The following is a 25,417-nucleotide window of genomic DNA, read 5'->3' as shown; positions in this document are numbered from 1 at the left end:
TCAGTAGTCCTTCTCAAAGAACAGACCCACCGAGGAGCCGCCGGTGGCCCCGGTGGATCCGCGTACTGTCAGGCTTGGTGTCACGTCCAGGTTCAGGCTGATGGTCGCCTCGCCGGCTTGATTTACCTCGACGTCGGTATAAACGTTGTCGGAAATGTATTTCCCCGCCCGTACGCCGACGTTCCCGTCCGCGTCGGTGGTGACGTCCAGATCGTCCAGTCCCGCACTGCCGCGCAATGACGCCAGCAGGCCCCCGCTGCTGCGTCCCGCCAGCACCGCAACCGAATTGGCGAGTTGCAGGGCCTGAAGTGGTGAGAGTTGATCCAGCCCGCGCCCAAAGAAGATCTGGGCGACGATTTCCTCCTGTGGGACTTCCGGCGTGGACTCAAACGTGACCTCAATGGCATCTGCCGGCCCCTCGACCACTATGGCTGCCTCAATCGTGTCGGTCTGGGTCACGGCCACCAGCCGGATGAAGGGGATAAGGCCGCCCTGAAAACTGATCAGCCCCTCGTCGAGGTCAAAACGCTGTTCCAGAATGTCGAGACGTCCCCGGATCAGCTCAAAGCCGCCAGCGGTGATTGGATTGGCCGTAGTACCTGTAAGCCGCAGTGTTCCGCCCAATTCCGCGTCAAGGCCGCGCCCCCGCACGAAAACGCGGCCCGGCGCGTTGATCGTCAGGTCCAGACCGTAAGCCGGCCCACCACCGCCTCCGTTGGCCGCCGGGTCGCGACCGTCCAGCGTCTGGCCCGCACGCTCCAAAGTGCGCTGCACGGGGCGTGGGCTGCGGATGTGCTCGATCGGGGGCAGGTCCCCGATTGCCGTAAGGCCCGAAGACGGAACGGCAATTTCTGCCCCGTCGATGTTGATCGTGCCGCCGATGTTCGCCCCCCCGGTCAGCGGTCCGCTGATCCGAAGCGCGCCGTCGAGGTCCGCAGTGTAAAGCTTCGGGTCTTCCAGGCGTATGTCGAAGTCGATGCCAAGGTTCGCGTCCAAGGCCCCCGAAAGCGTGACCGGCCCGTCCACCGATATGCGACCACCAGATTCGGGCGTGGCCGTCAGCGCGATTTGGGCGGCACCGCCGCGTAGCTGGATCGTGGCGTCGATCTCCTTCAGCCCGTTCTGGATCGAAGGGATGGTGAGCGCGGCCCCGCTTGTGGTGATTGTACCCGAAACCGCGTCGAGGCCGGACGCGCCGTTCACGGCCAGGTCAAACTGCGCGACACCGGCCAGGCGTTGTGGCGCAAGCGCCCCGTTTGCGAGCCCGAGCGGCGCGGAGCCGTCGACGGAAATGTTCAGAGTTCCGTCGGTTCCAACGTCGCCCACGACAGCCGCGGCGGTCCCTGACGGGCCGTCCACGTCGATATCAATACCCCATGCGTCTCCGCGCTGCTCCGCCGTGCCCTCGACGCGCAGCGGGCCCGAGATGTCCGGCACAAGGGGCCCGATATCCGGTACCGCAAGGGTGAAGCGGGCTTGTGGAGCGGGCCCGGTCACGACACCGTTGGCAACCAAGGTGGCCCCCAGCGGACCACCTGCATCGACATCGACGGCCCAGTTGCCACCCTGCTGAAAGATGCGCCCCGTCGCGCGCAAAGCTCCCGAAATTCCGGGGGCGAAGGGGGCGACGTTGCCGACGTTCACCTGGAAATCGAGATCGGCCTCCGGTCCGGTGGCAAGTCCGGACACGCTGGCCGAGATGGCCTGCGCGCCCTCAACGTCGGCCGTCACCTGAAACTGGCCGTCCACTTGCCGGGCGGTCACGTCGTAGTTGACCGGCCCGCGCAATTGCGGGGCCAACTGTCTGCTGTCGGGGATCTGGCCGCGGGCCACCACGTTCGGAGCCCCATCCACCAGGTCGATCGTCGCGCCCACGGTCGCCGCGTAGGGACCGATCCCATCGATGTCGATGGTGAAACCCCTGTCCGTTTGAACCGCACGACCCGTCACGGATACACCGCCCGGCAACGGTGCCAGCGGGCTGAGGTCTTCGATGTCCGCGGTGAACGCCACGGCCAGCGGGGCTTGCGTCAAGACGGTCTGCGCAGTCACCCGCGCATCGTAAGGGCCGCGTAGTGATACGCTGGCGGCCCAGTCGTCACCCTGTTTGGCGACCGCGCCATCAAGGTCCAGACGACCCTCGATACCAGGAACCAGATCCGCGACCGATGGCACGGTGCCGGCGAACTCCACGCGTGCGTTCTCACCGGTAACTGGGCCTCGCGTGCGCAGCGTGATGTCTGCCGGGGCGTCAACGGCGGCGTCTATCTCCCACTGATCGCCGATCCGCTCCAGCGTGCCCGACAGGGACAGCGGACCGTTCAAGGCCTCGGTCGCCGCCAAGGCGGGCACGGGGGCTGTCAAGTCGGGCAAGTTAGCCGTGAATTCGATCCGGGGGGCTGCGCCGGTGACCGGGCCCGATACAGTCGAGGTCAAATCATAAGGACCGCTGGCATCGACGTCGACGGACCAGATGCCGTTACGCGCTGAGGCCCGTCCGGTGACCGCCGCGCCACCGGGGATGCCGGGAGCGAAGGGTTCGATGCGCGGTACGGTCGCGGCGAATTGGACGTCGGGCATCTCGCCCGTCAGGGTCCCGCTGGCCGACAGAGTCACGCCCTCGGGTGCGATTGCGTCTATCGCACCTTGCCACATGCCGGTTTCGTCTTGCAGCGCATTGACGGCCAGATCGATTGCACCGTCCAGCCGAGGGTCGATCAAGGTGCCATCGTTCAACTTGGCTGTCAGATCGGCGTTGGAGCGTTCTCCCTGCAAATAGGGCGCGGAGTCTTCCGCCAGAAGCCGGACGGATCCGGCAAGCGTCAGGTGGTCGTTGAACAGGCGCAGCGCGTCGACAAAGGTGCCGTCGACCGTGCGGCGGGCGGCGAGGGACAGGATCGTCTCGCCGTTGAGCACTGCGTCGGCCTGTGCGATTCCAAGGCCCAGATCCTGCGTCACCGTTTCAAGGTCCAGATCGAACGTCCCCGCAATTGGGGCAATCGTGCCGGTCAGGCCCGCATTCGCTGCGCCCGACAGGTTCTGCCCGGAAATCGCGGCCAGCCGGGCCAGGTCCTCGAAGGCGGCGGCCAGATCCATCCGCAGGGCAAGCGGGGCTTCAGGGTCGGTGCCATCGATGTCCACGTTCCCGGTCAGCGCATAGCCGGGACCGCGCAGAACAAGGTCGGACAGGCGTACGGGCTGGCCCGAAGTCCAGGCGATATCCGTTTCGAGTGACACGCGTGGCCCGACGGCCTGCGCTAGGGCAGGATCGACGAAATCCAGTTCGTTCAGTGCGGCGGTTATCGCGGCGGTGGCCGTTTCTACCACGCCGTCACCGTTCCGGCTCAGCAAGCCGCTCGCCCGCACCGTGGCGTCCCCGAGGGTGAGTGTCTGCGCGCGATAATCCAGCAGTGACAGGTCCAGCGCCCAAGTGTCGGAAACGCTCGCATCGTGGCGCAAAGTAAGTTCCGCGCGCCGCAATTGGCTGTTGTCGGCCGTGGGCAGCAGGACGGTCGAGCCATCGGTGGCAGCGACCTGACCTTGGATGTCGAGATACTCGGGCCAACCGTTCGGTCCCAGACGCGCAGCCCCGCTCAGCGTCAACGCCCGGGTGCGCAGGTCCAGCGTATCCAGCTCCAGCGTGCCTTCGACGCTTTGCGTGCCGCGCGCAATCAGCGCGACACCGTCGCCGAAGAACTCTTGGTAGCGCGGCGCGAACAGGGAGGTCATGTCGCCGCCCAGCTCGACGGCGAATTGGCGTCCGCCCTCCACGCCGGTCAGTGCGACCTGTCCTGCAAGACGCTCCGCTCCGTCGGACGCGAGCGCGATGTTCGCGGCAAAGGCATCAAGCGGCCCATCGCCCTTGACCGCCAGCTGGATCGCGGGTGCGCCGGGCAGCTGCATCAGTGTTGCGGCAAGCCCGCCTTCCGCTTCATTCACGTCCACATCCACGGAGAGGACTTGTCCCTCCGCCGTGTAGGATGCGGCGATGGAGAAGGTTCCGGTCGTATCGTCAATGCGCTGCGCTTCGATCACGGCCTGGCCGGATCCGTCGGCCAATTGCGCGGATGCTTCGAGGCTGAGCGCGATCTGTTGACCCAGAAGGGGCGCGCCCAGTTCGATCCGTTCCGCACGAAGGGATTCTATGTTTACGTCGACGGGCAGGGTCGGAAGGGAGAAACCGCCTGAAGCCCCGGCGTCCGGCAGGGCCGCGACGCCTTCCGGTGGCAGAGGCGCGCGCTCCACGGCGATCAGCGCGGCCGAGAGTTCCTGAACTTCCAACCGCCCGCGCAGCAAAGCAGAGCGGTTCCAGTCGAGAACGACGTCTTCCAGCCTCAGCCAGACGCCCTGGTCATCGGCCACGGTCAGGCTCTCGATGGAGGCGGTGGAGGACAGCGCGCCCTCGAAACCTTCAAGACGGACCGAGAGGCCGGGTGCCGCCAGGTTGTCTTCGATCAGGCCGACGATGAAGCCGCGGTCCCGGTCCTCTTCGTCCTGCGCGAAGACCGGCGCGGCAAGCGTGGCAACGGCGACCGAAAAGGCGAGGGGAATAACGGTGTGATTCATCAGAATGCCTGCCCGATGCCGATGTAGATTTCCACGCCAGACGGGTCGCCCGGACCCGATAGCGGCACGCCGATGTCGAAGCGGATGGGGCCGATGCCGGTATTGTACCGAACGCCGAGGCCTGCGCCGGAATGGGTATCTCCGCCCGAAAAGGTGCTGTCCGGGCTGACCAGACCAAAATCGACGAAGCCGACGACTCCTATGCTCTGGGTGATCTGCTGCCGGATTTCCGTCGATAGGCCCACGAAGGAACGCCCGCCCACCAGTTCGCCCGAAGGCAGGGCCACGCCGAGGGATTGGAACTCCTGACCCCTGACGCTGCCGCCGCCGCCGGAAAAGAACAGGGTATGAGAGGGCACTTCGTCGATGTCGGGGCCGACGATGCTGCCGAGTTGCAGGCGCGCGGCGAGCACCGTGCGATCATCGTTTCCGAAAGCCCGATAGCCGCGCAGGTCGGCGTCGAAGGCCACGCCGGAGCCAGCATCCTGAAAGCCGACGAAGGGGCGCATGCCAGCTTCGATATAGTACCCGTCCGATGGGTTAAGCGCATCGTTGCGTCGGTCGTACGTCGCCTTCAACGGAACCGAGAGGGTCGAAAAGGTACGCTCGCCGAAAGCGTCGGTGTCCTTCGAATACTCGTAGCCTACGCCGTAAGAGTACTGAAACCGTTCGGAGACGATGCGACGCGCGCCGCCCTCTACATACACGCGGTCAGTCTTAAAATTCGGCTCATCCAGACTTTCGATGCCGCCGTTCACGAAAAGGTCGGTCTCCGGGTTGAACGTGGAGGGCCGGTTGTAGGCAAAGCTGATGCCGTAATCCGCCCCGCCCGAGCTGCCGCCGACGCCGCTGACTTCTCCCTCGATCCGAAGGCTGTCGGCATAACCGGTCAAGTTTCGGTGCAACCAGAACGCACTGGTGGAGAGGCCATCGTCGGTCGAAACTTCGGCCCCGAAGCCGATCCGGCGTGGCAATCGTTCGACCACCTGGACCGTCATCGGCAACGTGTTCGCCGGGCCGATCTGCTCGCTTTCGGTGATGGAGACGCTGCTGAATGCCCCGGTACGTTGCAGCCTGCGGGCAGAGGCGCGGACCTCTTCGGGGTCAAAAACCTCCCCTTGGCGCAGGTTGGCGATGCGCTGGATGTGATTGGCGCGGACGTCCTCGGAGCCGTCCACGAAAGTCGGACCATACTGAAGGCGTGGGCCCGGTTCGACGGTTAGGCGTGCGTCGAGCCGCTGCGCGGGATGATCTGCCGTGATTTGCTGGCTTGCGATATCGGCCTTGGCGTGGCCCACCGCGCGCCAGCCCTCGACACCGGCGGTTGCCGCCTGCCTGATCGGCGCTGTGCCTGCGATGGCCCCGCTGCGAAATGCCTCGGGTATTTCGGTTCCGGGGGCCACGGGTGAGATCTCGGCCCGGCGGAAAAGGAATTGCGGTCCGGATTCGACCGTGATGACGATCTGGTTGACTGGCGCTGCGGCGCTGACGGCGGGCAGTGAGGCCGCTTCCACCCCGTCGACTTGGATGGTGATGACGGGGCTGAAATAGCCCGCCTCGAAAAGTACGGCCAACAATCGTTGGTAATCGGCCTGTGTCGCGGCCACGAGGTTCCTGCGCTCGGTTTCGCCTTCGTCGACGGCGGTTTTGGTCAGGGATGCTGCACGCAGGTTGTCGCGCAAGCCATCATCGCGCGGCAGGATCATGTTCAGTTCGGCGGCCCAGACCGGGCCGACTAGAATGGACAGGGCAAGCCCTGCGGCGGTAATCATTCTCACGTTTACGTCCAATTCGATGGCAGGCTGGCCCGGCGGGGCCGATCGAAGGGCTGTCCCCATTGCGTTAAGGTTTAGCTAGCATCCGTTGTCCCGATGGCAAAGCGAATGGGGCTGGCGACGACGCCTGGATGCCGAATGACGACCTGCCGTCTCGATACCGCAGGCCCATGCCGAAGCCTGACGTTCACCGTTTCGCTTCGGGTTGATGCGCTGGTTCGTCCTCTCACAATGTGTACCGGTTTGGGGCCCGTCATTTTATAAAGTGCCCTAAATTTGCGCGCTGCCGGCTGGTTGAACGGGGCGGCCCGCTTGGTTGGTTGCGTTCTGCTGAAGCAGGCCGCAGGATCGGCGGATGAAAAACGATACTCCGTTCGACGAAATGCTGCGCCCCGATACGTCTGTGCGCGACGCCTACCAGGCATTCGAGACCTGGTTTTCCTCAGAGGACCCGGCCCACCTGCGCGCCAAGGCCCGCGAAGCCGAGGCCGTGTTCCGCCTCACCGGGATCACCTTCAATGTTTACGGCCAGTCCGAAGCGGCGGAGCGATTGATCCCGTTCGACATCGTGCCGCGTATCATCGCAGCCCGCGAATGGGCCAAGGTCACCAAGGGCATCGAGCAGCGCGTGCGCGCGCTCAACGCCTTTCTGCATGACATCTATCATCGGCAGGAGATCGTCCGCGCCGGTGTTCTTCCGGTCGAGATGATCGCCCGCAACGACGCCTTTCTGCAGCAGATGATCGGGGTGGAGCCGCCCGGAGGCATTTATACCCACATCGTCGGTGTCGATCTTGTACGCACCGGACCGGATCAGTTCTACGTTCTCGAAGACAACGCGCGCACACCGTCGGGCGTGAGCTACATGCTCGAAAATCGCGAGACGATGCTACACATGTTCCCGGAGTTGTTCGCGCAAAACAAGGTTCGCCGCGTCAGCAGCTATCCGCAGAACCTCCACGCCTCCCTCGCCGCATGCGCGCCGCGCAAGTGCGAGCAGGACCCGGTTGTCGCGGTTCTTACGCCGGGTATCCACAACTCCGCATATTACGAGCACAGCTTTCTCGCCGACCAGATGGGCGTCGAACTTGTCGAGGGGCACGATCTTCGGGTCGTGGACGGTCGCATCGCGATGCGCACCACCCAAGGCTACAAGACGATCGACGTGTTGTATCGCCGGGTGGACGATGACTACCTCGATCCGCTGAACTTCCGGTCCGACAGCCAACTGGGCGTGCCCGGTATCTTTGATGTCTTCCGGGCCGGTGGAATTACCATCGCCAATGCGCCCGGAACAGGGGTCAGCGATGACAAGGCGATTTATAGCTACATGCCGGAAATCGTGGAGTTCTACACGGGCGAGAAGGCCTTGCTGGAGAACGTGCCGACATGGCGGTGTTCCGATCCGGACAGCCTGGGCTATGTGCTCGACAACCTGGAAGATGTCGTCGTCAAAGAAGTGCACGGATCGGGCGGCTATGGGATGCTGATCGGTCCGACGGCCTCCAAGAAGGACATCGCCGAGTTTCGCAAGAAACTGAAAGCCCGGCCTGGCAACTACATCGCGCAGCCCACGTTGTCGTTGTCGACCTGTCCGATCTTCGCGAAGGCGGGCCTGACGCCGCGGCACGTGGACCTGCGCCCCTTTGTGCTGGTTTCACCTGACGGCATCGAGATTACACCCGGTGGACTGACGCGCGTAGCACTTAAGAAGGGATCCCTTGTGGTGAACTCGTCACAGGGCGGAGGTACCAAGGACACTTGGGTACTGGAGGAAGACTGATGCCGAGATCGATCGGCTCCGAAAGGGAGCATTCATTCGCTTTGCGTCACGTGACTTGCCGAGTTTGTTCATGCGGGCAGATTGCGCGCGCGGATATGGCACCAGTTCCGCCTGTTTCGCGCGCCGAACCCGGCGCACTCGGCCACATTCCCCTGACCGGAGGATATTCCTGATGCTCGGCAAGACCGCAGGTGGCCTGATGTGGATGTTCCGCTATCTGGAGCGTTCCGAAAACCTTGCGCGGCTGATCGAGACGGGGCAGCGTATCGCGTTGACTCGTCCGGACCGGGCCGAAGGCGAATGGGCGAGCGTGCTCAAGACTGCATCAGCCTACGACGCCTACATGGCCGTCCATGATGATATCACGGGCGATCAGGTGGTGAATTGGGTCCTGCGCGACAAGGACAATCCGTCCTGCGTGCTCAATTGCATCGAAAACGCCCGGACAAATGCGCGCCTGGTTCGCACCGGCCTGACCCGCGAGGTCTGGGAAGCCGTGAACGAATGCTGGATGACGCTGAAGGAAGAGCTTGGCCGCAAGGTGGCCTCGCGGGATCTGCCGCGCGTTCTTGGGATCGTGAAGCAACGCTCCGCTTTCGTGCGTGGGGCGCTTCACGGGACCATGCTTCGCCGCGATGTCTATGACTTTGCCCGCCTTGGCACATTCATCGAACGGGCGGACGCCACAGCGCGCCTGTTGGATGTTAAATACTACGTGCTGCTGCCGTCTGCTGCGGGCGTCGGCTCACCGCTGGATAACGCCCAATGGGAAATGATCCTGCGCTCGGTCGCTGCCGAAGGTGCCTTCCGCACGCTTCATGGGCGCACGCGCAGGCCCACCGACATTGCGCGGTTCCTCATGCTCGACAGTCGGCTGCCGCGGAGCCTTGCGTTCTGCTACGCCAAGATCGGTGACAATCTGGGCTACCTGGAGAAGGACTACGGTATCCGCATGCCCAGTCACGATTTGTCTGACGAGATCTGCAACGACCTTCATCATGCGACCATAGAAAGCGTATTCGAGACGGGTCTTCACCAGTTCTTGCGGGATTTCCTGCGCCGCAACTCGCAACTCGCCGCACAGATCGAACGAGATTACAGGTTCAGCCAATGACCGATGCACCGAAGACGACGACGCTCAAGATCAGCCATTCCACGACCTATCGGTGGACTGCGCCGATCAGCTATGCGCTGCAACAGTTGCGTCTGACGCCCAAGAGCCGATCTGGCCAACAGGTGCTGGACTGGACCACCAAGATCGACGGTGGCCAGGTTGAGCTGGAATTTGACGACTGCCACCACAATCGGACCCAACTCGTTTCCGCGAACGCGGGCCAGCAGGAGATCACGATCACCGCGCAGGGCACCGTCAGGGTTACGGATCAGTTGGGCGTCATCGGTCAGCAGCAGGGGTATATGCCGCTCTGGATGTTCTTGCGCGCGACTGACCTGACCCGGCGGGGCAGCGGCACGCTGGGCCTCGTACGCGACCTACGGGATATTGAGTCGCCTTTGGATCAGCTGCACGCACTGGCTACCGCAATTCGCGAGACCGTGCGATATGACACGGGCGAAATGGACGTCACCCAGACCGCCGAGGAAGCCGTCGCGGCGGGTATCGGTGTCTGCCAGGATCACGCCCACATCTTCGTCACCTGCGCCCGCCTTCTGGACGTGCCGGCGCGCTACGTATCGGGCTATCTGCGGGTGAACGAGCAGGACGATCAGGATGCCACCCACGCCTGGGCCGAAGCCCATATCGAAGGGTTGGGCTGGGTCGGGTTCGACGTGTCGAACGGAATCTCGCCCGATGAACGGTACGTGCGTGTTGCGACAGGTCTGGACTATTCCGACGCGGCACCGATTTCCGGCGTGCGCAGCGGTGCCGGGCTTGAAGCAATGGATGTCAGCGTTTCGGTGGCGCAGGCGCAGCAGTAGCTTCGCCGCCTCGGGCATCGGGCCAGACTTCCAGCACGCCCGCAAAAAGAACCAGCGCTCCGCCGATGATTTCAAGCCGGGCCATATGCTCACCCGCCAACAGGGCGGCGGAGGCGGCCCCGACCAGCACCTCGCTCATCAGCAACATGCCAACGCGTGCTGGGTCCAACCGTACCGCCGCCCACATCAGGCCGATCGTCGACAGGCCCCACCATAGCGCGCCCGTCGGTAACGCCACCATCGCCAACGACGAGGCCCCGGCGGTCAGCGCATCAACCGGAACCGGGTCCAGGATCGGGGCCATGATTGCGGCAACGACCGTAGCCCCCAATGCAAAGACGAAAGCCGAAGGCAGGGGTGGCAGGTCGGACCTGACCCGCATGCCCGTCGTCGCGACCGACCACAGTACCCCGGCGGCGAGGGCAATCCATTCCCCGAAGCCGCGTGGAATCGGGGCCTGGCCGTCTGCTCCCAGCATGACCGCGAGGCCAGTCAGCCCGACAGCGATGGCAAGCAGCCGTAGACGTGTCGTCCGCCAGCCCATCACATATCGACCGATCAGCACGCTCCAGACCGGCGTCAGGAAATAGAGCAGGATGACGATTGCAACGCGCCCGTAGACGAAGCTGATCGAATACAGCGCAAAGGCCGCCCCGCCGAGCGCGATATAGCCGAGTGCCACACGATCCGCGTTGCAAAGGGCCGCCCGATGCCGTGCCAACAGGAGCAATAGCACCAGAACCGCGCCGCCGGTGATCGCCAGTGTCCCCCAAGCCCCGGCCAGACCCAGATCCGTGAGCGCACGCACGGGAATCCAGTAAAAGCCCCACAGACCGCCCGAGGCGACAACAACCATCGTTGCCAGTTGATCGGTGCGCAATGGAATCATGAGCATTCTCTCGTGGTGGCGGCGCGGTATTTCGGGGATCGGGTGCTTGTATATGTGTCACCCAAGGGCCACCATATATACAATCTTCCCCGCGATGGGGTGCACGTTGGCGCAAATCGACCAATTGGTAATGTACTACAGGTTTATGTTTGTAAGTTGCCAGCTCCCCTGCGTGATCCAACCTGATATCGGACTTTTCCCATGACCTACTGCGTTGGCCTGCAACTTGACCGCGGCCTCGTCTTCCTGTCCGACACGCGCACGAATGCGGGTGTCGACAACATTTCGACCTATCGAAAAATGCACACTTGGGAAGTCCCCGGCGAACGCACGATGATGCTGATGACCGCAGGCAACCTTGCGACGACACAGGCCGTCGTCAGCCTGCTGGATGAGCGCAACCTGCACCACTCGGATCGCGACCCCACGATCCTGAGTTCGCCAACGATGTTCCAGGCCGCCCGACTGATCGGCAAGACCCTCAAGGACGTCATCGCTGAGCAGCGTGACGGTGGGCCGAACGCCGGCTCGACCTTCAATGCCACGATGATCTTCGGTGGGCAGATCAAGGGCGGGCCGTCCCGGCTTTACATGATCTATCCTGAAGGCAATTTCGTCGAGGCGCAGGCCGATACGCCGTTCTTCCAGATTGGAGAAACCAAGTACGGTCGTCCGATCCTTGTGCGGGCCTATGATCAGGACATGGAGTTCGCCAAGGCGGTGAAGCTGCTGATGGTCAGCTTCGACTCCACCATTCGGGCCAACCTGTCGGTCAGCACGCCGCTGGATCTTCAGATCTACGAGTCGGACAGCCTTAAACTCGGACTTACACGCCGGATCGAGGATACCGACGCAGACTGGCGGGCCGTTTCCGATGGCTGGTCGGATGCATTGCGCAACGCCTTCGACAGCTTGCCGGACGTCACGCTCGACAACTGATCTTGCCGCGGAAGCCGATACGGGTTTGACCCCGTCGGGGTCGGGGCGTTTTGTCTGTTGAAGTCGCCCGGCCGACCGCTACCGTCCACCCATGCTCCTGTCTGTTCGCGCCGTCGAAAAATCTTTTGAGACAACCGATGGCCCGCAGCCAGTTCTGCGTGGCGTGTCATTTGAATTGAACAGGGGACAGACGCTTGCGCTGACTGGTGAAAGCGGGTCGGGCAAATCTACACTGCTGCACCTCGTCGCGGGCCTCGATATACCGGATACCGGCGCGATCGAGGTTGAGGGCCACGACATCGCCAAGATGTCAGATGGAGCGCGCGCGGCGTTGCGGCGGGACGCGGTCGGGCTGATCTTTCAGCAGTTCAACCTGATCCCATCGCTCAGCGTGCGCGACAACCTGACATTCCACGCGCGTCTTGCCGGACGGGAACCGGGGAATATCGCAGAGCTGGCCGAGCGTCTGGGCCTGTTGGGGCACCTCGACCGCTTCCCCGAGCAACTTTCCGGCGGACAGCAGCAGCGCGTCGCAATCGGACGGACATTGATCGCGAAGCCGCGCCTCGTTCTGGCAGACGAGCCGACGGGCAATCTGGACGAGTCGACAGGCGACGCGATGATGGCCTTGATGCGCGATATGGTGACCGAGACCGGCGCGGGCCTTCTTATGGTGACGCATTCGATCCGGCTGGCGGACATGCTGGACGAGCGGCTGCATTTACGCGCCGGACGTGTGGCATGAACCGCGCTGCGCTAGGGGCCTTGCTGGCGCATTGGCGACGACACCCTTTGCAACTGCTGACGCTGGTGATCGGGCTGGCGCTGGCCACGGGGCTTTGGGTCGGTGTGCAGGCCATCAATGCCCAGGCGCGGCTGTCGTACGACCGCGCCGCCGCCACGCTTGCGCAAGATAGCCTTCCAAGGCTGGAAGGGGGGCTGACGCTGGACGACTTCGCGAAGGCACGGCGCGCGGGATGGATCGTGACGCCGGTTCTGGAGGGACGAGTGCCGGGCACATCCCTGCGGCTGCTTGGCATCGACCCGTTCACGGCCCCGCCATCCCCCGCGACGCCGGATCTAACCGCGGAAAACGGTCTGGCTGGGTTCTTGACAGGAGAGGTTGTCTTCACCGCGCCGGGCATCGACCTGCCCGAGGGGCTGCCGTCCGCGCAGGCGGCACCCGACCTGGTGCCGGGCACCGTTCTCGCGGACATCGCCGCAGCTCAGGCTATCCTGCAAACTGACCGTATCACGCGCTTGCTGATCCTGTCCGGCTCGCGCGATGGCCTGACACCCCTACCCGACCTGTTCCCCGGTTCCCGTGTTGTGCAGCCGCAGGCCGGGTCTGACATCGCGCGGCTGACCGACAGTTTTCACCTTAACCTGACGGCCTTCGGGCTGCTGGCCTTTGCGGTCGGGCTGTTCATCGTACATGCCGCGATTGGCCTGGCGTTCGAACAGCGCCGCCCTCTGTTCCGAACTCTGCGGGCGTTGGGCCTGCCCGCCGGGCGTCTGACGATGCTACTGGCGGCGGAACTGGTCGTGTTCACGTTGGTGGCCGGGACGGTGGGCATCTTGCTGGGATATGTCGTGGCGGCACTGCTTTTGCCCGGAGTCGCGGCCACGCTGTCGGGACTTTATGGTGCGAGCGTCGCCGGGGAGTTGAGCCTGTCCCCGGTGTGGTGGCTGTCAAGCTTTGCGATGGCGGGCATCGGCCTGGCGGTCGCGGGCGGACAAAGCCTCTGGCAATTGGCGCACCTTCCGGTTCTGGCCCCGGCCATGCCGCGGGCCTGGGCGCGCGCGCGCGCGGCAACCTTGAAGCGACAGGGACTCGGCGGGGTGGGCTTGCTGGTGATTGCCGGTATTTTGGCCCTGTTTGGCAAGGGTTTGATGATCGGCTTCACTTGTCTCGGGGCGCTTTTGCTGGGGGCGGCGCTTCTGTTGCCGCCGATCCTGACGATGGTGCTGGACGCTGGGGCCCGGACTGCCAAGGGTGCGCTGACCCAATGGCTCTGGGCCGATGCGCGTCAACAGGTGCCCGGGTTGAGCCTGGCATTGATGGCTCTCCTTCTCGCGTTGGCGGCAAACGTCGGTGTCGGCACCATGGTCGGCAGCTTTCGCGCGACGTTCACCGGCTGGCTGGATCAACGGCTGGCCGCGGAACTCTATGTTCGTGCGGTCGACGTCGAGCAGGCGACCGAGATACGCGCCTTCCTTGAAGGGCGCGTCGACGCCGTTCTGCCGGTCGCGGTCGTTCCCGCATTGCTGGAGGGTGCGCCGGGTGAAATCTTCGCCCAGATCGACCACCCGACATTCCGCGATAACTGGCCGTTGCTTGATGGCATGCCACAGGTCTGGGACAGGCTTGCGGCGGGCGAAGGGACACTGGTGAACGAACAACTGGCCCGGCGCGAAGGCTTATGGGCCGGGGATGAGGTTGATCTGGGACAGGGTGGCGCACGGCAGATCCTTGGAGTCTATTCGGATTACGGAAATCCCAAGGGGCAGGCGATCCTGAATGAAGGGACCTTCTTGTCCGTCTTCCCGGATGCCGCATTCCGAACCTTCGGATTGCGGCTGGACCCGGAAAAGGCTGCCCCACTGGCCGCCGAGTTGGCGGAGCGGTTCGACCTGCCGCCCGACCGGATCGAGCAGCAGGCGGCGGTGAAAGCTGCGGCGATCGCCATCTTTGAGCAGACCTTTGCCGTGACAGCTGCGCTGAACGTTCTGACACTGGGTGTGGCCGCTTTCGCGTTTTGGGCCTCGCTTACGACGCTGGGTGCGATGCGCATGCCGCAGGTGGCACCGGTCTGGGCGCTTGGCATTACGCGGGCGCGGCTGGCGCAGGCTGACGTGGTGCGCGCGCTACTGCTGGCGGCGTTGACGGCGTTGCTGGCGGTCCCGACGGGCGTGGCGCTGGCCTGGGTTCTTCTGGCGGTGGTGAACGTGCAGGCCTTCGGATGGCGGCTGCCGCTGCTCGCCGACCCCGCCGGTTGGATTATTCTCGCCTTTGCGGCGATGGCGGCGGCCTGCCTGGCGGCGCTGCTGCCGGCATGGCGGCTCTGGCGAATGGCCCCTGCCGACCTGGTGAAGGTGTTTGCCCATGAACGTTAAATTGATCCTGCTTGCCGCGATCCTGGCATTGCCGGTCCATGCCCAGGGCTTTGCCGGGTTGGGGGAGGGGGCCGAAGGGTTTGCCCTTCCTGCGCCGGACCCCGTGTTTGATTTTCCCGCCGATCATGGAGCGCACCCAGATTTCCGCATCGAATGGTGGTATCTGACGGCTGTGTTGCAGGATGCGGATGGCAACGACTATGGCGTGCAATACACACTTTTCCGATCCGCCCTCACGCCCACAGGGCCGCAGGTGTGGATGGGGCATTTCGGTGTGACTTCTCCCGAAGATCACTACGGGGGGGAACGGTTCGCGCGCGGGGGCGTCGGGCAGGCGGGCGTGAGGGCGGACCCGTTTGAGGCATGGATCGACGACTGGTCATTGCGGGGTCCAACGCTGGACACGCTGACCCTAAAGGCCGCGACGGTTGAAGCCGGGTACGACCTGGAACTGTCCGCAGAAGGCCCTTTGGTCTTTCATGGCCGCAACGGGTTTTCCACCAAGTCGGCCTCAGGGCAGGCAAGTTACTATTATTCGCAACCGTTCTACAGCGTGGCCGGTACGCTGGACTTGCCGTCGGGGCCGGTCGCGGTGACGGGGAAGGGGTGGCTTGACCGGGAATGGTCTTCACAGCCCCTTGAGGACGATCAGCAGGGTTGGGATTGGTTCTCGCTCCATCTGGAGGACGGTGCCCGCCTTATGGCTTTCAATCTGCGCGGTGGGGTTGGCTTCCACTATGCGTCCTACATTGCGCCCGATGGGACGCTCACGCCCTACTCCGGCGATGCGCTTAGACTGGAGCCGCTGCGCACCGCGCAGGTCGCCGGTCGTCAGGTCCCTGTCGACTGGCATCTGGCCCTGCCCGCGCAGCAGATCGATCTGACAGTTCAAGCCGTGAACGATGACAGCTGGCAGGCGACCCTGTTTCCCTATTGGGAAGGCCCGGTGACCGCGACGGGCAGTCACGGTGCAACGGGATATCTGGAGATGACTGGCTATGAGTGACCCCTTTCTCTCGCTAGAAACGCTGTTGACCCACGTCTGGGATAGGTTGGATCGCGGTGTCGCGGAGTCGAGTGACCCATTCCGCTTCGTCACGTTGGCCACCATGGGCGAGGGGGGGCCGCAAGCGCGGACGGTTGGCCTGCGCGGGGCCGATCGAACGGCTGGCACGATTGAGGTCCATTCCGACCTGCGAACCGACAAGGTGCGCGCGCTCGGGGCAGAGCCGCGGGCCGAGGTACTCTTGTGGGATGCCGCTTCTCAAATTCAGGTCCGGTTGGCAGTGACGATGACTCTCCTCCGCGCCGAGGGCTGCCGATGGGCGGGCATACCGCAGATTGCCCGACTCAATTACGGCACGAACCCCGCGCCGGGCACGCCGATCGAAGCCCCCGAGGTGGTCACCCGCACGCCGGAGCAGGCGCGCTTCGTTGCGTTGTCTGGCGAGGTGCGTCGCATGGATGTCGTGTCGCTGTCGCATGATCCCCATCGGCGGGCCATCTTTAAAGGTTCGCGCGGGGAATGGGTCGCGCCCTGACACTAACGGCTTCTTCATGTTTTCGACCTAGGCTGGAAGGCCGGAGGGCCGCACATGACAGGCAAGGACGACAATACAAAACGGGTCATCATCAAGCGGAAGAAGGTCTTCGTTCGGACGGCGGATCATGGCGGAACTTGGAAGGTCGCCTACGCTGACTTCGTAACTGCGATGATGGCGTTTTTCATGCTGATGTGGCTGCTGAACGCGACAACGGACAAGCAGCGCAGGGGCCTGGCCGATTATTTCAGCCCATCCATCGCGCTCAGTGCAACGTCGGGCGGCGGCGAGGGGGCCTTGGGTGGCCGCGCCATGTCGGCAGACGCCAGCCGAATCCAGATGGGTCGCGGGGGCATCACCAACTCTGAAGCCAATGGATCGACCGAAGAAGACGGCACGCTCAAGGTTTTGGAGGCCGCTATAATGGGCAAGGGCGGTGACAGCCTCGTTGATGAAGAACTCTTGCGCCACGTCACGGTGCGGCTCACCGATCAGGGCCTTGTGATCGAGTTCTTTGCCTTGGCGGGATCCCCTCTTTTCGCGGATGGAGTGCCGACGGACCTGATGATTCAACTGTTGGCATCGGTTGCGCCGGAAATAACCTCTGTGCCGAACGCGCTCGCCATCGAGGCTTTTGCCGCGTCCGAACCTGTCGTAGCGCGGGACCCAAGGGTTTGGCCGGTTTCGCAGAACCGCGCGGATGCGGTCCGTCGCGCCCTGCCGCAAGCCGGCATCTCCCTGGACCGGGTCGTGCGCATCACGGGTCACGCTGACCGGCGTCCGGTTGCGTCGAATCCTCTCTCGGCGCGAAACAACCGGATCGAGTTGGTCGTGCTGCGCGACACGGTGCCGCCCCGCGTGGATGGAAGATGAGAAATTGAATCATCCTATCGGCGCGGTGCCGCGAAAATTCCACAGGCGTTAGCGGCCCCTTAACCTCGGGGTGGGAAGGATGCCTGCAAGGTGGTGCGGCCATTCTGTTGCAGACGCCGCAAGCCCATAGTTTTCCAGAAAGGATCGAAGATGTCGATTTCCTCCTCCCTTAATGCCAGTGTGACGGGCCTGAACGCGAATGCCAGCCGCCTCGCGACGATTTCCGACAACATAGCGAATTCCGGCACCTTCGGTTACAAGCGGGCGGTGACCGATTTCCACTCTCTGGTTCTGGATCAAAGCCGCGGTGGCTATTCTGCGGGCGGGGTCCGCGTCACTACCGGCCAGGTGATCGAAGAGCGTCGTCCGACGATTACGACGAACAACCCCACCGACCTTGCGATCACCGGTCGCGGCATGCTTCCGGTCACGCCAATCTCGGCGGCGCTGGGTGGAAACGGGGACTATCCGTTGCGTATGACTACGACCGGGTCCTTCAAGGCAGATGAAAACGGTATTCTACGCAGCACCGGCGGCCAGGTCTTGCTGGGATGGCCTGCGGATAAGAATGGTGAAATTCCCGGGTATCCGCGGGACTCTGCCGGCGGGCTTCAACCCGTCCGGATTTATGAAAGCCAATTCGAGGGCAACGCGACCACGCGCATCACGCTGGGCGTCAATTTGCCGTCCACCGACACCAATGCCGACGGTTCGGGCGACCCCCGCACGATGGCTCTCGAATACTTCGGGAACCTCGGGCAGGCAGAGAACCTAGATGTTACATTCCAGCCCACCTTGCCCACGCCACCGGCGACCGCCGCCACGAACGAGTGGACCGTTAGCATCAATGATGGGGCTCAGGCAGGCGCGCTTGTAGGCGAATTCACGATCACCTTCGATGACACGCGTGACTTTGGTGGCACAATCGCCACCGTCGTGACCGGAGAGGTCGGCGACTATGATGCCGCCACCGGGATGATCGCTGTCGCTGTGGCAGGCGGCCCGCTCGAAATCGACATTGGCAGCCCGCTGGAGGCGCGAGGCCTGTCCCAGTTGTCCGACACGTTTGCACCGCTCTCTGTCAGCAAGAACGGCTCTCCGGTCGGCAATCTCGTGTCGGTAGAGGTGGACGCGCAAGGAATGCTCATCGCGGTTTATGACAGTGATTTCACGAAGGTACTTTACCAGATTCCGATCGTTGATGTCCCGAATCCCAACGGGCTGAAGCCCTTGGCAAATCAAACCTACCAGGTCTCTTCCGACAGTGGCGAGCTCTACCTCTGGGATGCGGGCGATGGACCGGTTGGCGACGTGGTCGGCTTCTCTCGGGAGGAGAGCGCGACCGATGTCGCCAAGGAACTCACGCAACTGATCCAAACGCAGCGCGCCTACAGCTCGAACGCCAAGGTTGTCCAAACCGTGGACGAGATGTTGCAGGAAACCACCAATATCAAGCGCTGATCGCGCGTCTGACCCTGGAGGTCCGTCATGAGTCTATCTTCATCCATGAACGTCGCTGTCGCCGGGTTGGACATCAATTCCCGGCGTGCCGAGATCGTGGCCCGCAACGTGGCCAATGCGGACCGTGCCGGTTACGTCCGGCGAGACGTGAACGTTACCGGAGCCGGTGTTGGCGCTCCGGGCTCGACAGCCACGGTCACCCGCGAGATGGACACACGACTTGTCCCGCTGCGTCGCGAAGCGCAGTCACGGCAGGCAGGCGATGAAGTTTTCTCGGCTTTCTTCGGGAGGATCGATGGAGTGGTCGGCGACCCCGAGGAAGCGGGAAGCTTGCAGGACCGGCTCGCACGGCTGGATGCTGCATTTTTGTCGAGCGCAGCAGAACCCCAGTCAGAAGTCAGATTGCTGGAGGTCGCCGAGGCGGCGATAGATCTCGTATCGCTCGTGAACAATCTTGACGATGCCGTCATGGAAGCCCGACAGAAAGCGGATTCCGATATCGGCAAAGGGGTGGTCCAACTCAACGCCGATCTCGCGGATGTGGCTCGTCTGAACACTGACATAAGGCGATTGAGTCTTGGGGGCAGTGACACGGCGGACTTGCTTGACCAGCGTACTGTCCTGATCGACAGGATTTCGGAGCAGGTCCCTTTACACGAGTTGCCCCGCGAGCGCGGTGTAGTCGCACTGGTGTCTGCCGGCGGGGTGATGCTGCTTGATGGGAAGCCCGCGGAATTCGGGTTCAACCCACGCGCGCCGATTATGCCGGATATGAGCTATCCGATGCAGTTGTCCGGCCTTACGGTCAACGGTCGTCCCATTGCCGTGTCCGGTGCTGCATCGGGGATCCCCGGAGGTCGCCTCGCCGCCAATTTCGATTTGCGTGACAACATCGCGCCCGAAGCGACAGCCCGTTTCGACAGTCTGGCTGCGGACTTGATCGACCGGTTCGAAGATCCAACGGTTGATACGACCCGGGCCGCTGGAGCTCCGGGCCTCTTCACGGAATCGGGTGGGGCGCTGATGCCCATGCCTGTTCCAGGCCTTGCGGGGCGACTTGCCGTCAATTCGGAGGTGCTTCCGGAACGGGGCGGCGATCTCTGGCGATTGCGCGACGGGATTGAGGCCGCAAATCAGGGCTCGGGCAGCGATTCTGGCCTCCTGCTTCGATATGGTGCTGCCATGGCCGATAAGGCGCTTCCAGTTCTTGCCGGTTTGCCCGAGGTACCTGGTGACATAGTCGGACACGCGGCCGCTCTCAAATCGTTATTCTCCTCCGACCGTCTGCGGGCGGAAGACCGGGTCGCTTTCAGCACAAACGAGGCAACTGGTCTTGTAGAGCAACGTGATGGCGGGGCGGTCGATATCGATGCCGAAATGCGCCGTTTGATTGAGATCGAGCAGGCCTATGCCGCGAACGCCCGTGTCATTCAGGCGGTTGGCGACATGATGAACAGATTAACGGAGATCTGAGATGCGTACTGACGGCCACCTCCAGTCATTTCTCGCGCCCCGGGATTTCGCCGCAGACACGAGAGAGCGGATTGACCGATTGAACGAAGAACTCTCCACAGAGCGGAATTTCGACACCGGTCGCGCCTTGAGCAGTGATTTCTCTGCTTATTCGCGTGTTTCCCATGATCTGCGAACGTTCCAAGCACGCGAGGATGCGCTGAGCCGGGCCACCACTTGGATGGACGTCGCGCAGGTCTCGCTCGGATTTGTCGATGCCGTTGGCACGCGCCTCGCCGAAGCCCTTACGTCGGGCCTGACGGGAAATGACCCCGGTCCCATTGCGACGCTTGGTGCAACCGGAAAAGGGGCGCTGAGCGATGTTGTGAACGCTTTGTCCAAGGCGGAATCCGGACGCGCAGTATTCGCAAATGGAGATACTTCGGGTGACCCCCCATTTGATCTGGATGTCATGTTGATTGAAACAACGGCACTGGCCCAATCGGCGACGGATGTCGCATCTCTACTGCAGGCTTTTGACGCCTATTTTGCTCAAGGGGGGGGAGTTGAAACGAATGCTATGTCGAACTTCCCAGGTCAGTCCATGCAATTTCCGATCGGGCAGGGGAAGGCTTTGACGATTCAGGTCAACGCCGGTGATGTGGCGATCCGCGAGGCCGTCAAGCAGGCGGCACTGGTTTCCGCCTTACCCAGCACGGGTTTTTCGTTATCGCCAACCGATCGGCAGAGTCTGGCGCAAGAGCTGCCGCGCCGATCAGTGGCCGCAGCTGCGAAGCTCGCAGAATTGAGGGGCGGTCTTGGTAGTGTCGAAGCGCGTGCGGACCTATTGTCCGAGCAGATGTCGCATGAAGAGACGCAACTGAAGATACGTCGTTCAGACGCGGTTAGGGCTGATCCGCTTGAGGTCGCCAACCGTTTGCAAAACGAAATGTCTCGCCTTGAAACCCTCTATGCCGTCACCGCACGAAGATCGCGTCTGCGGCTGATGGATTATCTCCGATGAATTGGGCCAGCAGATTTCGGATAGCCGGCATACTGACCGTGACGCTGACTTCATGTCTTCTGGTTGCGGTACCCTTTGCGAGTGCACAGTCGATTAGGATCAAGGACCTCGTGGAATTTGATGGGGTGCGTGGCAATGATCTGGTTGGCTATGGACTGGTTGTTGGCCTGAATGGCACAGGTGACGGCCTGCGCAACGCGCCGTTCACCGAAGAAATCATGACTAATATTCTCGAGCGCTTGGGCGTGAACGTCACCGGTGAGCAGTTTCGCCCGAAAAACGTCGCAGCCGTTATCGTTACCGCCGCGTTGCCACCCTTCGCCCGTTCTGGAGGGCAAATTGATGTGACAGTCTCGGCGATCGGCGACGCGGATAGCCTGCTGGGCGGCACGCTCGTAATGACGCCGCTGACGGCCGCGGACGGCGAAATCTATGCCGTGGCGCAAGGCACGATTATCGCAGGTGGCGTCTCTGCAACAGGCGAGGCTGCTAAAGTGATAGAGGGGGTGCCGACGGCTGGCGTCGTTCCCGCCGGCGCGCGGGTCGAGCGCGAGGTTGATTTCGACTTTACGACGATGACGCAGATTCGCCTCGCACTGCGCAATCCCGATTTCACCACAGCCCTGCGGGTCGAGACGGCGATTAATCAGGAGATCGGTCGTGGCGTGGCGAGAATGCTGGATGCTGGGACTGTTCTTGTAGATGTCGCACGTGCAGATCGGGCGTCTCCAGCGCATGCGCTCAGTGCGATCGAAAATGTTGCGGTAACTCCGGAGCAGAGGGCAAGGGTCGTCGTGGACCAGGCCTCTGGCACGATCGTGATGGGAAGCACTGTCCGAATTTCTGAAGTCGCTGTGTCGCAGAATAACCTGACACTCCGGATCGAAGAAGCACCGGTGGTCTCGCAGCCGAATCCATTCTCTGACGGACAAACTGTCGTCGTACCCCGTACCGGGGTTGCTCTGCAGGAGGAGCCAGGCCCGGGTCTTGCCTTGGTTCAGGGGGGCACAACGCTATCTGATGTAATCGCTGGGCTGAATGCCCTCGGTGTCTCGGCGCGGGATATGATCGACATCCTCAAGAGCATTAAAGCCGCCGGTGCGCTGCATGCAGAATTCATCGTGCGGTAACAGTAAGCATCAAAGTTCCGGCCCGTGCCTTGTCCCCTATGGGGTCGGGCTATACATCCCCCGGATGCTAAAGTGGTTCCCAATCCCTTTTCGACAAAAGGCCCGCCGTGTATCGGTGCTGCGTTTGCAAGGCGTGATCTCCGCCTCGGGCGGGCGCGGAGGAATAAGCCATGCTTCGTTTTCGCCGCTGATCGAAAAAGCATTTCGCAAGGGCAAGCCGGATGCGGTTGCCTTGGCGATCAATTCACCGGGCGGGTCTCCCGTTCAATCGGCGCTGATCGGTGCACAAATCCGTCGGCTGGCGGAAGAGACTTCCTGCCCCGTGCATGCCTTCGTCGAAGATGTGGCGGCGTCCGGCGGGTATTGGCTGGCTGCGGCAGCGGACGACATCTGGGTCGATGACAGCTCGATCACCGGCAGCATCGGTGTGATTTCCTCCGGCTTCGGTTTCCATGAGCTTCTTGCTCGAAGCGGCATTGAACGACGGGTTCATACGGCGGGGGAAGACAAGTCGATGCTTGATCCGTTCCGTCCCGAACGGGCGGAAGACGTCGAGCGGCTCAAGACCCTGCAGGCACAGATCCACGATCATTTCATTTCACACGTCAAAACTCGTCGCGGCGACCGGCTGAGGGACGACCAAGACCTCTTCACCGGGGAAATATTCGTCGGCGCTCAGGCTGTGGAGTTGGGATTGGTCGATGGCGTCGCGCATATGGTGCCGAAACTTAAAGCCCTATACGGCGACAAGGTTCGACTGACCCACCACGGGCAACGCCGTCCCCTGCTGCAGCGGCTTTTGCCGGGAATTGTGACCGATGCGCTGCAATCGGTCGAAAACCACGCGGCTTGGGCAAGGTTTGGCCTCTGAATGATATTCAAGATTGTCACACTGTTCCTGATCGGTATGGCCGTCCTTGCCATGTTTGGCCGCCTTCGGTTTCCGGGCAAGGCGCGCCTTACGGGCCGGAAATGTCGCCATTGTGGAACGCCGCGGATCGGGCGCAGGCCGTGTCCCTGTGGAAAGGCTTGAGGCTGAATGCTGATTGAATTCCTGATGGTCGCGCTTGGCCTCGTGATTTTGATCGCGGCGGGCGACACGCTTGTAAGAGGTGCGGTGAATTTGGCTTTGCGCCTCGGGATTCCCGCACTCGTGGTCAGTCTGACCGTGGTCGCATTCGGTACATCCGCACCGGAACTGCTGGTCAGCGTACAGGCCATTCTGGACGGGGCACCGGGACTGGCGCTTGGTAACGTTGTAGGGTCGAACACGGCGAATGTCCTGCTCGTGCTGGGTATACCGGCGATGATCGCGGTGATGCATACGTCCGGGCACGATACGCGGCGGGACTTCTTTTACATGCTGGCCGCGACGGTGCTGTTCATCGCGCTATGCCTGACGGGCACATTGGTCTGGTGGCACGGAATCATCCTGTTGACCGCGCTCTTCGCGGTACTGACGGTGACATTCATGGCGAGCCGAGGGGACGTTGTGGAGGTCGAAGGCGCAGAACCTGGCCTTTCGGGGTCTAAAATGGCTATTTATCTGGTTCTTGGCCTGATTGGCTTGCCGCTGGGTGCGAACCTGCTGGTGGAGGGGTCGACCTCGATCGCCCGTGCCTATGGCGTCAGCGAGACGGTGATCGGTCTGACACTGGTCGCGATCGGAACATCGCTGCCGGAATTGGCGACGACTGTCATGGCTGCGATCCGGCGCCATGCCGATGTGGCGTTGGGCAACGTGATCGGATCCAACCTGTTCAACCTGTTGGGGATCATGGGGGTTGCCGTTCTTGTCGGCCCGATCCCGGTCGATGCCGGCTTCCTGTCCAAGGATCTGTGGGTCATGCTGGGCGCGACCTTGCTCTTGGTGCCGTTCGTTTTTCTGGGCCGAAATATTACAAGGCTCTGGGGTATTTCCCTTTCGGCGATGTATCTTGCGTACTTGGCGTGGGCCCTGTCATGAGGGCACTGGTCACTGGTGCGGGCGGTCGTCTCGGTGCGGCGATGGCGACGGAACTGGCAAGACTGGGTTATGATGTCGCCGTCCATTACGCCAGCAGCGTGGCGGGCGCGCAGGCGACGGCGGAGGCTGTCGAAGCCGTTGGCCGCCGCGCCGCAACACTGCGGGCCGACCTTCTGGATCTGGAGGCCTGTGACGCGCTCGTCGGTCGCGCGGCTGATGCACTGGGCGGGCCACTGAACGTGCTGGTCAACAACGCCTCGATCTTTGAATATGATACGATAAAGACAGCCACGCATGACAGCTGGGATCGGCATTTCGGGTCGAATTTGCGTGCGCCGCTGATCCTGACGCAGGCCTTTGCTGCGCAAGCCCCTGAGCCTGGCTCTGACGGCGAACCACTGGCGACGGGCTGTATCGTCAATATGATCGACCAACGGGTCCGCAAGCTGACTCCTGAATTCATGACTTACACGCTGGCCAAGGCGGGTTTGTGGACGCTTACGCAGACGACTGCGCAGGCGCTTGCTCCTGCCATTCGCGTCAATGCGATCGGCCCGGGGCCGACATTGCAAGGCGCGCGCCAGTCTTCGAAACAATTCGCCGCGCAACGTGCGGCAACGGTTTTGGAGCGGGGCGCGGACGTGGATGATATCGTTGCCGCGCTTCGCTATATCCTAAGCGCAAAATCGCTGACGGGGCAGCTGATCTGTGTGGATGGCGGGCAGCATCTGGGCTGGCAGACACCAGATATTCTGGGCGTCGAATAGGCCTAACTTACGCTGACCTAGGGAAATTGCGGAGGTTTCTCCACTTGGCCCGTTGGAGCGATTATCGAGATGGTGGAAACGCAGTCAGATGAATGCCCATTAGAGTATCACTTGATAAAGTGTTCAATAACAGTCTGTTAATTATTTTCTTAACCTGGCCCTACCGTAACAGTTTTGTGATAATTTCTATGTGACA

At 62.6% G+C, this 25,417-nt stretch carries 19 protein-coding genes; 16 read left to right on the top strand and 3 right to left on the bottom strand.

Annotated elements, in window-relative coordinates:
• Together BLV27_RS07540 and BLV27_RS07535 are read right to left on the bottom strand one after the other, a co-directional pair.
• A complete protein-coding gene (locus BLV27_RS07540) occupies positions 1 to 4,566 on the bottom strand; it encodes a translocation/assembly module TamB domain-containing protein (RefSeq protein ID WP_092644515.1) in 4,566 nt (1,521 codons plus the stop codon).
• Positions 4,566 to 6,338 (bottom strand): autotransporter assembly complex protein TamA, encoded by a 1,773-nt coding sequence (locus BLV27_RS07535; protein WP_211605493.1) that lies wholly within the window; start codon positions 6,336 to 6,338, stop codon positions 4,566 to 4,568. The genes BLV27_RS07540 and BLV27_RS07535 overlap by 1 nt, the downstream gene beginning before the upstream one ends.
• Positions 6,339 to 6,696: 358 nt before the next feature.
• On the opposite strand from BLV27_RS07535, the gene BLV27_RS07530 reads away from it, so the two are divergent.
• The 3 genes from BLV27_RS07530 to BLV27_RS07520 all read left to right on the top strand — a co-directional run bounded on the left by BLV27_RS07530 (position 6,697) and on the right by BLV27_RS07520 (position 10,062).
• Positions 6,697 to 8,124, top strand: a complete 1,428-nt coding sequence (locus tag BLV27_RS07530; protein ID WP_092644511.1) for a circularly permuted type 2 ATP-grasp protein — start codon at positions 6,697 to 6,699, stop codon at positions 8,122 to 8,124.
• A gap of 172 nt (positions 8,125 to 8,296) precedes the next feature.
• Complete coding sequence (locus BLV27_RS07525) at positions 8,297 to 9,238, top strand: alpha-E domain-containing protein (RefSeq protein ID WP_092644509.1); 942 nt, start codon at positions 8,297 to 8,299, stop codon at positions 9,236 to 9,238.
• Complete coding sequence (locus BLV27_RS07520) at positions 9,235 to 10,062, top strand: transglutaminase family protein (RefSeq protein WP_092644507.1); 828 nt, start codon at positions 9,235 to 9,237, stop codon at positions 10,060 to 10,062. Before BLV27_RS07525 ends, BLV27_RS07520 begins: the two co-directional genes overlap by 4 nt.
• Here BLV27_RS07520 and BLV27_RS07515 read toward each other — a convergent pair.
• Positions 10,031 to 10,951 (bottom strand): DMT family transporter, encoded by a 921-nt coding sequence (locus tag BLV27_RS07515; RefSeq protein WP_170831384.1) that lies wholly within the window; start codon positions 10,949 to 10,951, stop codon positions 10,031 to 10,033. The two genes, BLV27_RS07520 and BLV27_RS07515, sit on opposite strands and share 32 nt — an antisense overlap.
• Positions 10,952 to 11,152: 201 nt before the next feature.
• On the opposite strand from BLV27_RS07515, the gene BLV27_RS07505 reads away from it, so the two are divergent.
• The 13 genes from BLV27_RS07505 to BLV27_RS07445 all read left to right on the top strand — a co-directional run bounded on the left by BLV27_RS07505 (position 11,153) and on the right by BLV27_RS07445 (position 25,221).
• Positions 11,153 to 11,890 carry a proteasome-type protease gene (locus BLV27_RS07505; RefSeq protein WP_092644503.1) on the top strand — a complete coding sequence of 246 codons (738 nt, stop codon included), beginning with the start codon at positions 11,153 to 11,155 and terminating at the stop codon, positions 11,888 to 11,890.
• A gap of 91 nt (positions 11,891 to 11,981) precedes the next feature.
• Complete coding sequence (locus BLV27_RS07500) at positions 11,982 to 12,635, top strand: ABC transporter ATP-binding protein (protein WP_092644501.1); 654 nt, start codon at positions 11,982 to 11,984, stop codon at positions 12,633 to 12,635.
• Entirely contained in the window at positions 12,632 to 15,007 is a 2,376-nt protein-coding gene (locus tag BLV27_RS07495) for an FtsX-like permease family protein (protein WP_092644499.1), read from the top strand. The genes BLV27_RS07500 and BLV27_RS07495 overlap by 4 nt, the downstream gene beginning before the upstream one ends.
• A complete protein-coding gene (locus BLV27_RS07490; RefSeq protein ID WP_092644496.1) occupies positions 14,997 to 16,013 on the top strand; it encodes a lipocalin-like domain-containing protein in 1,017 nt (338 codons plus the stop codon). The genes BLV27_RS07495 and BLV27_RS07490 overlap by 11 nt, the downstream gene beginning before the upstream one ends.
• A complete protein-coding gene (locus BLV27_RS07485) occupies positions 16,006 to 16,548 on the top strand; it encodes a pyridoxamine 5'-phosphate oxidase family protein (RefSeq protein ID WP_092644494.1) in 543 nt (180 codons plus the stop codon). Before BLV27_RS07490 ends, BLV27_RS07485 begins: the two co-directional genes overlap by 8 nt.
• A 54-nt stretch (positions 16,549 to 16,602) precedes the next feature.
• Positions 16,603 to 17,421 (top strand): OmpA/MotB family protein, encoded by an 819-nt coding sequence (locus BLV27_RS07480; protein WP_092644492.1) that lies wholly within the window; start codon positions 16,603 to 16,605, stop codon positions 17,419 to 17,421.
• A gap of 150 nt (positions 17,422 to 17,571) precedes the next feature.
• Complete coding sequence (locus tag BLV27_RS07475) at positions 17,572 to 18,882, top strand: flagellar hook protein FlgE (RefSeq protein ID WP_092644491.1); 1,311 nt, start codon at positions 17,572 to 17,574, stop codon at positions 18,880 to 18,882.
• Positions 18,883 to 18,909: 27 nt separating this feature from the next.
• Entirely contained in the window at positions 18,910 to 20,355 is a 1,446-nt protein-coding gene (locus BLV27_RS07470) for a FlgK family flagellar hook-associated protein (protein WP_092644489.1), read from the top strand.
• Between the two features lies 1 nt (position 20,356).
• On the top strand, positions 20,357 to 21,358 hold the full coding sequence (locus tag BLV27_RS07465) for a hypothetical protein (protein WP_092644487.1): 1,002 nt from the start codon (positions 20,357 to 20,359) through the stop codon (positions 21,356 to 21,358).
• Positions 21,355 to 22,488, top strand: coding sequence for a flagellar basal body P-ring protein FlgI (locus BLV27_RS07460; RefSeq protein WP_092644485.1), 1,134 nt, complete (start codon positions 21,355 to 21,357; stop codon positions 22,486 to 22,488). Before BLV27_RS07465 ends, BLV27_RS07460 begins: the two co-directional genes overlap by 4 nt.
• A gap of 64 nt (positions 22,489 to 22,552) precedes the next feature.
• Positions 22,553 to 23,359 carry a S49 family peptidase gene (locus BLV27_RS07455; RefSeq protein WP_092644483.1) on the top strand — a complete coding sequence of 269 codons (807 nt, stop codon included), beginning with the start codon at positions 22,553 to 22,555 and terminating at the stop codon, positions 23,357 to 23,359.
• 168 nt (positions 23,360 to 23,527) lie between these two features.
• The gene (locus tag BLV27_RS07450; protein ID WP_170831383.1) at positions 23,528 to 24,454 is read left to right on the top strand and encodes a calcium/sodium antiporter; all 927 of its coding nucleotides are present in this window, start codon (positions 23,528 to 23,530) and stop codon (positions 24,452 to 24,454) included.
• Positions 24,451 to 25,221: an SDR family oxidoreductase gene (locus BLV27_RS07445; protein WP_092644481.1), complete on the top strand. Its 771-nt coding sequence runs from the start codon at positions 24,451 to 24,453 to the stop codon at positions 25,219 to 25,221. Before BLV27_RS07450 ends, BLV27_RS07445 begins: the two co-directional genes overlap by 4 nt.
• The last annotated feature ends 196 nt before the right edge of the window (positions 25,222 to 25,417 follow it).

The organism is Jannaschia faecimaris (genome assembly GCF_900107415.1).
GTDB classification, from domain to species: Bacteria; Pseudomonadota; Alphaproteobacteria; order Rhodobacterales; family Rhodobacteraceae; genus Jannaschia; species Jannaschia faecimaris.
The sequence above is the reverse complement of the archived record's forward strand: the minus strand, read 5'-3'. Positions and strand labels throughout refer to the sequence as shown.